Raw genomic sequence first — 12377 nt, 5'->3', positions numbered from 1 at the left:
CATACCGTCAATCGCTGGGTGCAACGGAACTGCGCGGCGCCATGACCTATACCCTTCGCTCCAGAGTGCACTTGCCGGCCAGTATACACACTTTGGCGCCGAACACTCGTCCTAACTCGCGGGAGACTCCGTTCTCGCGGCCGTCGTGACCTCGCACGTACGCCAGGACACCGCACCCGGCTCGGCGCAATCGTCACTACCAAGTCCGACAGGTGATCGCAGGCACATCCCGCCAAGCAAACGAGTCACAAGCGAGGCCTTCACCGTGAACCCGCACTGATCGACAACAACCGGCCCTTGCCCGGTCCTTGTCCGCACGCGACCGGCCCAAGACCGGCCGGTAGCCGGAGGGGTGCATCGACTCGTGAATGCGATCGAACGAGGAATGGCTGACGGCGTCTTCCGTTAAGTCCGCCCCGGCCGGTGTCGGCCTCCGCGATCGCCGACATGACTGCCATCACCGACTCCTGGCTGGTTCTGACCGGGTTGATGACGATCAGCGAGATCGATGCTGTATACACCGCAGCGACGCTGGCGCTGGTAAACGGTCCGCACCGCTTCCCTACGATGAGCAGCCATGGGCAGCAACGAGCGCCGCGTGTCGCGGATGATCGTCGCCTTGGCGATCCTGGCCGTGTTCTTCGTCATCGAGTTGACCGCGGCGATCTGGATCAACTCGATCGCGCTGCTCGCCGACGCCGGCCACATGCTCACCGACCTGGCCGCACTGTTCATGGGGACGGTGGCGGTAGTGCTGGCGCGGCGCGGGTCCACCTCGCCGGCCCGGACCTACGGCTGGCACCGCGCCGAAGTCTTCACCGCGGTGATCAACGCGGTGCTGCTGATGGGTGTCGCCGCGTTCATCTTCACCGAGGCGATCCGACGCATCGGCCACGCGCCGGAGGTGCCCGGCGTGCCGATGATCGTGGTGGCCTGCGCCGGGCTCGTCGCCAACCTCGTGGTGATGGCGCTGCTGCACGCCCACAGCTTGAGCAGCCTCGCGGTCAAAGGCGCCTACCTGGAGGTGCTGGCCGACACCGTCGGCTCCGTCGGGGTGCTGATCGCGGGCCTGGTCACCGTCACCACCGGGTGGCCCTACGCCGACGTGGTGGTCGCGGTGCTGGTGGCGCTGTGGGTGCTGCCGCGGGCCTTGCTGCTGGCCGGGACGGCGCTGCGGATTCTCTCGGAGTCCTCCCCCGGCCATATCGACGTGCCCGCGCTGCGCGCCGCGCTCGCCGCGCTCGACGGAGTGCTCGACGTGCACGATCTGCACGTGTGGACGCTCGTCCCGGGACAGGACATGGTGACCGCCCACCTGACGGCCGAGACCGACCACGCCCGGGTGCTCGCCGACGCCCGCCGGCTGCTGGCCGAGCACGGTCTGGAGCACATCACCATCCAGGTCGAGCCACCCGGTGTCGACTGCCCGGTCGCCGAGGAGCCGGTCGCCGACGGCCCGGTCGCCTAGAACCCGAGGTGGGCGCGCGCCTGCGGGTCGCAGTCGTCGAGCAGGTCGAGGCAGCGCTGGTTCTCGTCGGTCTCGCCGATGGTGTCGGCGGCGCGCGCCAGCACCGCCACACACCGCAGGAATCCGCGGTTGGGCTCGTGCTCGTAGGGCACCGGGCCGTGGCCGCGCCAGCCGTGCCTACGCAGCTGGTCGAGCCCGCGGTGGTAGCCGGTCCGCGCGTAGGCGTAGGCGGTGATCACCTTGTCGTCGGCCAGGGCGGCCTCCCCCAGCACCGCCCACACCAGCGAAGCTGCCGGATGCGCGGCCGCGACGATGGCAGGATGTTCGTTGGCGGCGAGCCGGTCCTCGACGTCGGGTTCGGCAGGCAGCAGGATCGGATCCGGACGCAACAGGTCACCAGTGAGCCCCATGGCGTCCATTCTGCCGTGCGGTTGGCGGGCCGTAAGCTGCTAGTAGGTTTTTGACGGAGGGACAGCACCACTATGGCGAACCCATCAGGGGCCGGTCGCGACGCGGACGCCTCGATCGGCTCGGAAACCACCGACCCCGTCGACCCGGTGGCCCCCGACGACGCCAACACCGACCGTGTCGCGATGGACCCGCCGACCGAAGTGCTCGGAAGCACCGACGGCGGCGGGCAGCCCGGGCGCCGGTTCACCGCGCCGGGCTTCGACGCCGGCGCCACCCAGGTCATCCCGCCGCAGGACGACCCGGCCACCGAAGTGTTCCAGCCGCAGCCGGGCGCCAAGGCGGTTCCGCAGGCGATCCCGCCGCGCAGCGGCAGTGGGCTGTCCGCCCGCATTCAGAACAGCTGGGGCTGGGTGCTGGCCGTGACCCTGATCGTGTTGGCGCTGGCCGCGATCGCGGTGCTCGGCACGGTCTTGCTCACCCGCGACGCCAAGTCCGCCGCCTCCCAGGAGGACCTGGTGCGCGGCACCATCAGCGAGTTCGACGAGGCGATGCAGAAGGGTGATCTGACCACGCTGCGCAGCATCACCTGCGGCACCACCCGCGACACCTACGTCAACTACGACGACGCGAAGTGGGCCACCCTGCACGACAAGGTGAAAAGAGCACACCGCTACCCGATGGTCGGCAGCATCGACGAGGTGGTGATCAACGGCGAGCACGCCGAAGCCAACGTCACCGCCTACATGGCCTACGCCCCGACCGAGCGTTCCACCCGCAGCTTCGACCTGCAGTTCCGCGACGACAAGTGGAAGATCTGCCAAGCCCCGATGGGCTGAGTGCCGCCCCGATCGTTCGGGGTGGCGCGGGTTCGCCAGTCCGTGGTTCGGGTCGCCACCGCCGGTCCCGCGAGAGCGAATCTATGCAGAGAAAACGCGAGTGGACCTCTGCACGATTTCTCTCTCGCGCACGACGCGTCCGATAGGTCTCCGAGAACGGCACCTGCACCGGCGTCCCCCCAGCCCGCCGACCGGATCGCCGGTGCGGCGGGCTGCGAGGATCGCTGCCGCTGAGCCGCTGACCGTCAGGCCGTCAGCGACTTACCCGCACAGTGCAGGTCGTTGCAGGCCTCGATGACCCGCTCGGTCATCGACGCCTCGGACTTCTTCAGGTAGCTGCGCGGGTCGTAGACCTTCTTGTTCCCGACGTCGCCGTCGACCTTGAGCACCCCGTCGTAGTTGGTGAACATGTGCGTGGCGATCGGCCGGGTGAACGCGTACTGGGTGTCGGTGTCGACGTTCATCTTCACCACCCCGTACCGCAACGCATCCTCGATCTCGGACTTCAGCGACCCCGACCCGCCGTGGAAGACGTAGTTGAACGGCTTGGAGCCCTCCGGCAGGCCGAGCTTGGCGGCGGCCACCTTCTGGCCCTCGTCGAGGATCTCCGGACGGAGCTTGACGTTGCCCGGCTTGTACACGCCGTGCACGTTGCCGAACGTCGCCGCCAGTAGGTACGGGCCGTGCTCGCCGACCCCGAGGGCGTCGATGGTCTTCTCGAAGTCCTCCGGCGTGGTGTAGAGCTTCTCGTTGATCTCGTGGGCGACGCCGTCCTCTTCACCGCCGACCACACCGATCTCGATCTCCAGGATGATCTTGGCCGCCGCCGCGTCGTTGAGCAGCCCGGTGGCGATCTGCAGGTTCTCGTCGATCGGCACCGCCGAGCCGTCCCACATGTGCGACTGGAACAGCGGGTTGCGGCCGGCCTTCACCCGCTCCAGGGAGAGCGCCAGCAGCGGCTTGACGAACCCGTCCAGCTTGTCCTTGGGGCAGTGGTCGGTGTGCAGCGCGACCGTGATCGGGTACTTCTCGGCGATGACGTGCGCGAACTCGGCGAGCGCCACCGCGCCGGTCACCATGTCCTTGACCCCGAGACCGGAACCGAACTCCGCACCACCGGTCGAGAACTGGATGATGCCGTCGCTGCCGGCGTCGGCGAATCCCTTGATCGCGGCGTTGATGGTCTCCGACGAGGTGCAGTTGATGGCCGGAAACGCGTACGAGTTCTCCTTGGCCCGGGTCAGCATCTCGTTGTAGATCTCGGGAGTGGCGATAGGCATGAAAACGTCCTCCTGGGCGATTCGAACCGTCGTGCGGGTGCAGACTGTGTCCTCCCAGTATCCCCAAGTGCTCCCGCTATCCCCAACCGGCCATCCGCGCCGGCACCGGTATGTTGGTGCGACATGAGCATGCTTGCGGCCGCGATGCCGCACATTCTTGACCCGATGTACTGGATCGGCCCCGAGAGCGGGGTTTTCCGGCACGCGGTGCTCCCCGCCATCCTGGTGATCGTCTTCATCGAAACGGGCCTGCTGTTCCCGCTGCTGCCCGGCGAGTCGTTGCTGGTCACCGGCGGCCTGCTGGCCGCGGCGGGCAATCCGGACATCCGGCTGTTGGCACCGCTGGTGGCGATCGTCGCGGTGCTCGGCGACCAGACCGGCTATTTCATCGGCCGCCGGATCGGGCCGGCGCTGTTCAACAAGGAAGACTCCCGGTTCTTCAAGAAGCAGCACGTCACCGACGCGCACGCGTTCTTCGAGAAGTACGGACCGGTGGCGATCATCCTGGCCCGGTTCGTGCCGTTCGCGCGCACCTTCGTCCCGGTGATCGCCGGGGTGTCCTACATGCGCTACCCGCTCTACCTGGGCTTCGACATCGTCGGCGGCATCCTGTGGGGGGCCGGGATGACCTTGACCGGCTACTTCCTGGGCACCCGGGTGCCGGGCATCATCGAACACCTGGAGCTGATCATCGTCGGCATCCTGTTCGTCTCGCTGCTGCCGGTGTTCTACTCGGTGACCCGCGCCTTCCTGGCGCGCCGGCGCGGCGCGGCCGCCGGCTCCGAGGCGGAGGTCTCCGACCCCGCCGCCACCCCCTGAGCCGTCAGTCGGCGAGGCGCTCGGCGGTGACGGCGTAGGCCGCCTCCATCAGCATCCAGCCGCCCAGCTGCACCGACAGGTCGCGTTCGGGGGTCGACGACGGGTTGACCGCGCCGTCTACCGAGCGGGCCCGCTCGCCGTCGGCGCGCGGCAGATCGGCGTTGCGGTCCCAGAACGGCCCGAACAGCGGCAGGCCGTTGACCGGCTGGCGGTAGTCCCAGGCCGACCGTGCCGAGGACAACACCAGCTTCGCGGCGGTCTCCCGCGCGGTGACGTCGGCGGCGGTGTCGCCGGGCAGGTCGGTGGCCACCAGCGCGAGGTAGCGGGCGGTGATCCCGCCGAACAGGCCGCCGTCGCCGCCACCGCCGCCTTTGAGCACTCCGCCCGGGGCCATCTCCGCCTCGACCGCCGCCACCAGCCGGTGTACCCGGGCGGCGTGGCGGGAGTCGCCGGTGCGCACGGCGAGCTCGGTCTCCAGCCCGAGGACCACGCCCTGGCAGTAGGTGTACTGGGCGCGCACCAGCGAGCCCGCCTTGATGCCGTCGAAGACCAGCCCGGTGTCGGGGTCGATGAGGGTGGCGTCGATCCAGTCGGCCATCTGCGCCGCGCGGCGCAGCCGGTCGCCGTGGCGGGCTAAGAAGATGCCGGCCGGGCCGTTGGCGGGAGCGTTGAAGAACTGGTCCTGTTTGCGCCACGGGATGCCGCCGCCGTCCTCGGGCACCCAGGCGCCCACCAACTGCCCGGTGAGCGTGTCCAGGGTGCGGCGGTGGCTGGTGCCGAGCACCCGGTCGGCGCGTTCGACGGCCAGCGCCAGCCACGCCATGTCGTCGTAGTAGTTGTTGACCACCCCGAAGTTGCGCAGCCGGTGACTGCGGATCTGGCGTTTGATCCGGGTGCGGCGCTCCGGTTGCGGGTCGCGCAACTCGGCGTCGATCAGGCAGTCCAGCAGATGCGCCTGCCACCAGTAGTGCCAGGTGCCGAACCGGCGGTCACTGCCGGTCGCCGGCCACGCCACCACCCCCAGCTGCGTGCCCGGTAACAGCCAAAGCTTGCGGAGGTGGCGTTCGGTGATCGCGGTTTCGGCGCTGCCCGCGCGGTTGGCCCACTGCTGATCCATGGCCACTGATCCTGCCCTACCAGGCCCGGCCGATGTCAGCGTGCTGGGTGATCCAGCTGTGCATGGCGATTCCGGCGGCGACCGCGACGTTGATCGACCGGGTCGAGCCGAACTGCGCGATCGACACGGTCAGCGCGGCACCGGCGGTCACCTCCGCGGACAACCCGGGGCCCTCCTGCCCGAACACCAGCAGGCAGTCCCGCGGCAGGCGCGTCTCCTCCAGCCGGGCGGCGCCGGGCACGTTGTCGACCGCGACGACGGTGAGATTCTGCGCGGCGGCGAACTCCAGCAGCTGCGCAGTGCTGTCGTGGTGGGCGAGCCGCTGGTAGCGGTCGGTGACCATGGCGCCGCGGCGGTTCCAGCGGCGCCGCCCGACGATGTGCACGGTGTGCACCGCGAACGCGTTGGCGGCGCGCACCACCCCGCCGATGTTGGCATCCTGGCCGAAGTTCTCGATGGCGATGTGCAGCCGGTGGCGGCGGGTGTCGATGTCGGCGACGATCGCGTCCCGGCTCCAGTACCGGTAGGCGTCGACGACGTTGCGGGTGTCACCGTCGCGCAGCAGCTCCGGGTCGTAGCGCGGGTCATCCGGTGGCGGGCCCGGCCAGGGTCCGACGCCGGGGGCCGGCGGACCCCACTCGGTGGGACCGGGTTCAGTCACGGGCGATCCACACCCCGGCGTGGGTGCCGACGACCGACACCGTCGCGTACAGCAGCGCGGCGGTCAGGTTGCCCTGGGTGCACAGCGACACCGCGACCCGCACCGCACCCAGCAGGGCGTCGGGCAGCACCAGCGCGGACTGGCCGTAGACCTCGCAGGCCGGGTTGGACCACGGGCCCGGCGTCGACGGCCCGACCAACAGCATCAGCGGCCCGCCGCGGTCCTGCGACTGCTGCCGGTAGCGGTCGGCGGGGGCCTCGGCGACCAGACCGAGCAGCATGTGCCCGTTGCCCTCGAACGCCGTCGGGTCGCCCAGCGCCGCAGGCCCGACCTGGATTCCGTCGGCGCGCCAGGCCTCCACGCTGGCCGTCGACACCTCCAGCCCGGTGTCGTCCGGGCCGCTCGGCGCCAGCCCGACCGGGAAGGCGGCCGGGTAGGCCACCGTGGTGCCGGGCATCCGGTCTGCCGGGGAGTAGACGTAGATCCCGCGCACCGCCGCGCGGTCTTTCATCGGGCCCAGGCAGATCGTTCCGCTGAGGTGGTCGCCGGTGGCCTGCAGCGGCTGGGATGTCGCCCCGACCGCCGAGGCGCAGCTGCCGATCCCGTCGGCCTCCAGCGGGTGCGCCAGGGCGCCGTAGAGACCGAAGCGCAGATCTTCGGGCGCGGCGCGGTTCTCGGCGCCGTCGGCGGGGCGCGCGGAGACGTCGACGAGCACGTGGTCGGCGCCCCAGCGCAGGTCCGACAGCGTCATCGTCCAGCCGAGCACGCTGAGTTCCTGGCCCATCCGGGCGGCCTCGGCGCCGTACGGTGCTTGCGGCGCATCGTTTTTCGAGCAGCCGGCCGCCACCGTGACGACAGCGGTGAGCATCGCGATCAGGGCCCGCATTCAGCCGTGCAGCTCACTGCTCACGCCAACCCCAGATCGGCCAGCCCCAGGACGCTGCGGTACGGCAGGCCTTCGGCTTCGATCACCTCGGCCGCGCCGGTGGAACGGTCGACCACGGTGACCACACCCACCACACGGGCGCCCGCCTCGCGCACGGCGTGCACCGCCGTCAACGCCGAACCGCCGGTGGTGGAGGTGTCCTCGACCACCAGTACGGGTTTGCCGGTGACCTCAGCGCCTTCGATGAGGCGTTGCATGCCATGGGTTTTCACCGATTTGCGGACCACGAAGGCGTCGATGGGCCGGCCCGGGGCGTGCAGCACCGCGGTCGCGACCGGGTCGGCGCCCAACGTCAGGCCGCCGACGGCGGCGTAGTCCCAGTCGGCGGTGAGTTCCCGCACCAGCCGTCCGATCAGCGGCGCGGCGCGGTGGTGCAGGGTGGCGCGGCGCAGGTCGACGTAGTAGTCGGCTTCCTTGCCCGAGGACAGCGTCACCCGGCCGTGCACTACCGCCAGGGTGCGCACCAGTTCGGCCAGCTCGGCCTTGTCGGTTGCGGTCAGCTCAGGTCCGGTCACGGCCCCGCCCGAAGACGTTCGTCATGGCGCGCACCAGTTTTCGCGGCACCAGCCGGCCCGCGGTGGTCAGCACCTTGTACTGCAGGCCGGGTACCGAGAGCACCTTGCCGGCGGCCACATCGGCGAGGCTGGCGTCGACCACGTCGTCGACCGTCAGCCACATCAGCCCCGGGATCGAGGCCATGTCGATGCCGGCGCGCTCGTGGAATTCGGTGCGCACGAAGCCCGGGCAGATGGCGTGCACCGAGACCCCGGTGCCGGCCAGACCGCCGGCGAGCCCCTCGGAGAACGAGACCACCCACGCCTTGGACGCCGAGTAGGTGGAGCCGCGCCCGGACAGCAACCCGGCGACGCTGGCGATGTTGATCACGGTGCCGGACCCGGCGGCGACCATCGCGGGCAACGCGGCGCGGGTCAGCTGCATCACGGCGGTGACGTTGACGTCGAGTTGGGCCTGCAGCACGGCGGGGTCGGCGGTCCAGAACTCCCCGGACGTGCCGAACCCGGCATTGTTGACCAGCACCTGCAGTCCGGCGGCACACCGCTCGGCCACCCGGGCGCGGTCGTCGGCGTCGGCGAGGTCGGCGGCGAGCACCTGCACGTCGCAGCGGCCGCGCAGCTCGGCGGCGAGGGCTTCGAGGCGTTCGGCGTCCCGGGCGACGAGCACCAGGTCGTGGCCGTCGGCGGCGAGGCGGCGGGCGTATCCGGCCCCCAGCCCGGACGTCGGTCCGGTGATCAGGGCGACGGGGCGGCCCATCAACGCTGCAGGGGCGGGGCCTGACGGACGCTGCTGCGGTTCGCGCGGGCGGGCTCGCGCCGCGGCTCGGCCCGCTCGGGGCGGCCCGCGGCCGGAGGCTCGCGGCGCGGCTCGGCCCGGCCCTGGCGGCCCGCGGCCGGAGGCTCGGGGCGCGGCTCCGCGCGGTCCTGGCGGCCCGCGACTGGAGCCAATGGCCGGCCCGGCGCCGCCACCCGGCGCTGGGTGGCCTGCGGCAGCGCGGCCTGGCTCTGCGGCGGCAGCACCCGCAGCAGGTCGTTGAACTGGCGCACGGTGCGCAGACCCTCGTCCCACTGGGCGCGGGTGGCCGACAGCGGCATGCTGATCAGGGTCCAGTTCGGCTCGTTCCACATGACCTCGACGCAGTCGGGTGCGGTGTGGGCGAAGGTAACCATCCGCCGGTCACAGGCCCGGCGCGCCGCGTCGAGGTTCGTCGAGTAGACCATGCGCGGGCCGATGGCCCCCAGCAGCCAGGTGTCCGCCTCGCGGGGCTCCTTGATGCCCTTGAGCCGCATGTCGATGACCACGTTGGTGCCGACCTTGCGGTGCAGCGCGATCACCGTGGCGACCTCGGCGAGGTCGAAGATGTAGACGGCTTCCCCGCGGATCTGGCCCAGCACCACGTTGCGGGCGGTGACGTCGCCGACGGTGGACATCACGCCGCGTTTCCAGCGGTCGATGATGTCGGTGGCGACCGGTTCGTAGTCGAAGCCCTGCGAGCGCGCCCAGGACCTGCGACGACGACCGCGACCGCGCTGCCGGTCGATGTCGGTGTACAGCAGCACCGCCGCGCCCACGAAACAGAGCGCAGACAGCGTGAACCAAAGCGGGACCATCCCGACAAGCTTACTTGCTCACCCGGGCGTTCACAGAATCCGAGCAGGTCACAACCGGGTATCGCGCGGGTGACGATGGTCACTCCGCTCACAGCGGACCCGGGTGCCCGCCGTCGCGGCGTTCACCCGGGTCCGTAGTCGGTTCTGCGGCCGGTCAGCCCAGCACCAGCCCCTCCCCGTCGACGGCGACGTTGACCGGGACGGTGTCGCCGTCGTGGATCTGTCCGGCCAGCAGCATCTTGGCCAGCTCGTCGCCGATCGCGTGCTGGATGAGCCGGCGCAGCGGACGGGCGCCGTAGACCGCGTCGAAACCGCGTTCGGCCAGCCACTGCTTGGCCGGTTGCGAGACCTCCAGTTGCAGCCGGCGCTGGGCGAGCCGCTTGCCCAGCTGTGCGAGCTGGATGTCGACGATGTGGACCAGTTCGTCGGGGTTGAGCGCCTCGAAGATGAGCACGTCGTCGAGCCGGTTGATGAACTCCGGCTTGAACGTCGCGCGCACCGCGGCCATCACCTGGTCGTCGTCGCCGCCCGCCCCCAGGTTGGAGGTCAGGATCAGAATCGTGTTGCGGAAGTCGACGGTGCGGCCCTGCCCGTCGGTGAGCCGGCCCTCGTCGAGCACCTGCAGCAGCACGTCGAAGACGTCCGGGTGGGCCTTCTCCACCTCGTCGAAGAGCACCACCGTGTACGGGCGGCGGCGCACCGCCTCGGTGAGCTGACCGCCCTGGTCGTAGCCGACGTAGCCGGGCGGCGCTCCGACCAGGCGGGCCACCGAGTGCTTCTCGCCGTACTCGCTCATGTCGATGCGGACCATGGCGCGTTCGTCGTCGAACAGGAAGTCGGCCAGCGCCTTGGCCAGCTCGGTCTTACCGACACCGGTGGGCCCGAGGAACAGGAACGCCCCGGTGGGCCGGTTGGGGTCGGCGACCCCGGCCCGCGCCCGGCGCACCGCGTCGGAGACCGCGACCACCGGCTTCTTCTGGCCGACGACCCGTTTGGCCAGCTCGTCTTCCATCCGCAGCAGCTTGGCGGTCTCCCCCTCCAGCAGCCGACCGGCCGGGATGCCGGTCCAGGCGCTGACCACGTCGGCGATGTCGTCGGGGCCGACCTCCTCCTTGAGCATGACGTTCTCCCGCGCCTGCGCGGTGGGCAGGGCGGCCTCGAGCTTCTTCTCCACCTCCGGGATGCGTCCGTAGCGCAGCTCGGCGGCCTTGGCCAGGTCCCCGTCGCGTTCGGCGCGGTCGGATTCCCCGCGCAGCGAGTCCAGCTGCTCCTTGAGGTCGCGGACGATGTCGATGGCGTGCTTCTCGTTATGCCAGCGGGTGGTCAGCTCCGCCAACTGCTCCTTGTAGTCGGCCAGCTCGGCGCGCAGCTTCTCCAGCCGGTCCTTGGACGCCTCGTCCTCCTCCTTGGCCAGCGCCATCTCCTCGATCTCCAGCCGGCGGACCAGCCGTTCCACCTCGTCGATCTCCACCGGGCGGGAGTCGATCTCCATGCGCAGCCGGGAGGCGGCCTCGTCGACCAGGTCGATGGCCTTGTCCGGCAGGAAGCGGGAGGTGATGTAGCGGTCGGACAGGGTCGCGGCGGCCACCAGCGCGGAGTCGGTGATCCGCACCCCGTGGTGCACCTCGTAGCGGTCCTTGAGTCCGCGCAGGATGCCGATGGTGTCCTCGGCGGAGGGCTCCCCGACGTAGACCTGCTGGAAGCGGCGTTCCAGGGCGGCGTCCTTCTCGATGTACTTGCGGTACTCCTCGAGCGTGGTGGCGCCCACCAGGCGCAGTTCCCCACGCGCCAGCATCGGCTTGATCATGTTGCCGGCGTCCATCGCGCCCTCGCCGGTGGCGCCGGCGCCGACGATCGTGTGCAGCTCGTCGATGAACGTGATCACTTCGCCGGCGGAGTTCTTGATGTCGTCGAGCACGGCCTTGAGCCGCTCCTCGAACTCACCGCGGTATTTCGCGCCGGCCACCATCGAGCCCAGGTCCAAGGCGATGACGGACTTGCCGCGCAGGCTCTCCGGGACGTCGCCGGCCACCACACGCTGGGCCAGGCCCTCCACGATGGCGGTCTTCCCGACGCCGGGCTCGCCGATGAGCACCGGATTGTTCTTGGTGCGCCGGGAGAGCACCTGCACCACGCGCCGGATCTCGGTGTCGCGGCCGATGACCGGGTCGAGCTTGCCTTCCCGAGCGCGGGCGGTCAGGTCGGTGGAGTACTTCTCCAGCGCCTGGTAGGTCGCTTCGGGGTCGGCGCTGGTGACCCGGGCGCTGCCGCGCACCTTGACGAACGCGTCGCGCAGCGCGTCGGGGGTGGCGCCGCGGCCGCTGAGCAGGCCGGCGACCTCGGAGTCACCGGTGGCCAGCCCGACCATCAGGTGTTCGGTGGAGACGTACTCGTCGTCCATCTCGGTGGCCAGGTGCTGGGCGACGGTGATGGCCGCCAGCGCCTCACGCGACAGTTGCGGCTGCGCGCTCGCGCTGGTGACCTGGGGCGACAGGTCGACGAGGCGCTGCGCTTCGGAACGGATCGGCGCCGGGTCGACTCCGACGGCCTCCAGCAGCGGCGCGGCGATCCCGTCGTTCTGCGTCAGCAGGGCCAACAGCAGGTGGGCGGGCCGGATCTCGGGGTTGCCCGCGGTGGTGGCCGCCTGCAACGCCGCGGTCAGCGCCGCCTGGGTTTTGGTGGTCGGGTTGAACGAGTCCACGGATTCTCCTTC

General features: G+C 70.5%; 12 protein-coding genes. 3 read left to right on the top strand and 9 right to left on the bottom strand.

Going from position 1 to position 12377, the window contains the following annotated elements; genetic code table 11:
- Positions 1-577 precede the first annotated feature (577 nt).
- Positions 578-1468: a cation diffusion facilitator family transporter gene (locus tag A5643_RS12720; RefSeq protein ID WP_066855919.1), complete on the top strand. Its 891-nt coding sequence runs from the start codon at positions 578-580 to the stop codon at positions 1466-1468.
- On the opposite strand, the gene A5643_RS12715 is transcribed toward A5643_RS12720, so the two are convergent.
- The gene (locus A5643_RS12715; protein ID WP_066856126.1) at positions 1465-1878 is read right to left on the bottom strand and encodes a DUF3151 domain-containing protein; all 414 of its coding nucleotides are present in this window, start codon (positions 1876-1878) and stop codon (positions 1465-1467) included. The genes A5643_RS12720 and A5643_RS12715 overlap by 4 nt on opposite strands.
- A gap of 72 nt (positions 1879-1950) precedes the next feature.
- Here A5643_RS12715 and A5643_RS12710 point away from each other — a divergent pair, with 72 nt between their 5' ends.
- Positions 1951-2715, top strand: coding sequence for an Rv0361 family membrane protein (locus A5643_RS12710; protein ID WP_066855916.1), 765 nt, complete (start codon positions 1951-1953; stop codon positions 2713-2715).
- A gap of 245 nt (positions 2716-2960) precedes the next feature.
- Here A5643_RS12710 and fbaA read toward each other — a convergent pair whose 3' ends face one another.
- Positions 2961-3995 (bottom strand): class II fructose-bisphosphate aldolase, encoded by a 1035-nt coding sequence (fbaA, locus tag A5643_RS12705; RefSeq protein ID WP_066855913.1) that lies wholly within the window; start codon positions 3993-3995, stop codon positions 2961-2963.
- Positions 3996-4118: 123 nt separating this feature from the next.
- Here fbaA and A5643_RS12700 point away from each other — a divergent pair, with 123 nt between their 5' ends.
- A complete protein-coding gene (locus tag A5643_RS12700; RefSeq protein ID WP_066855910.1) occupies positions 4119-4814 on the top strand; it encodes a DedA family protein in 696 nt (231 codons plus the stop codon).
- Positions 4815-4818: 4 nt separating this feature from the next.
- On the opposite strand, the gene A5643_RS12695 is transcribed toward A5643_RS12700, so the two are convergent.
- The 7 genes from A5643_RS12695 to clpB form a co-directional block, all read right to left on the bottom strand.
- A complete protein-coding gene (locus A5643_RS12695) occupies positions 4819-5931 on the bottom strand; it encodes a glycoside hydrolase family 76 protein (protein WP_066855906.1) in 1113 nt (370 codons plus the stop codon).
- Between the two features lie 16 nt (positions 5932-5947).
- A complete protein-coding gene (locus A5643_RS12690) occupies positions 5948-6592 on the bottom strand; it encodes a TrmH family RNA methyltransferase (RefSeq protein WP_066855903.1) in 645 nt (214 codons plus the stop codon).
- Positions 6585-7478 (bottom strand): hypothetical protein, encoded by an 894-nt coding sequence (locus A5643_RS12685; protein ID WP_066855900.1) that lies wholly within the window; start codon positions 7476-7478, stop codon positions 6585-6587. Before A5643_RS12685 ends, A5643_RS12690 begins: the two co-directional genes overlap by 8 nt.
- A gap of 20 nt (positions 7479-7498) precedes the next feature.
- Positions 7499-8038, bottom strand: coding sequence for an orotate phosphoribosyltransferase (pyrE, locus tag A5643_RS12680; protein ID WP_066856124.1), 540 nt, complete (start codon positions 8036-8038; stop codon positions 7499-7501).
- Position 8039: 1 nt separating this feature from the next.
- On the bottom strand, positions 8040-8810 hold the full coding sequence (locus A5643_RS12675) for an SDR family NAD(P)-dependent oxidoreductase (RefSeq protein WP_066855897.1): 771 nt from the start codon (positions 8808-8810) through the stop codon (positions 8040-8042).
- Positions 8810-9664 carry a trehalose monomycolate transport factor TtfA gene (ttfA, locus tag A5643_RS12670; RefSeq protein WP_066855894.1) on the bottom strand — a complete coding sequence of 285 codons (855 nt, stop codon included), beginning with the start codon at positions 9662-9664 and terminating at the stop codon, positions 8810-8812. Before ttfA ends, A5643_RS12675 begins: the two co-directional genes overlap by 1 nt.
- Positions 9665-9818: 154 nt before the next feature.
- A complete protein-coding gene (gene clpB / locus A5643_RS12665) occupies positions 9819-12365 on the bottom strand; it encodes an ATP-dependent chaperone ClpB (RefSeq protein WP_066855891.1) in 2547 nt (848 codons plus the stop codon).
- Positions 12366-12377: the final 12 nt, after the last annotated feature.

The organism is Mycobacterium sp. 1274756.6 (assembly GCF_001668625.1).
Classification (GTDB): Bacteria; Actinomycetota; Actinomycetes; order Mycobacteriales; family Mycobacteriaceae; genus Mycobacterium.
This window is presented reverse-complemented; position numbering and strand designations above follow the sequence as displayed.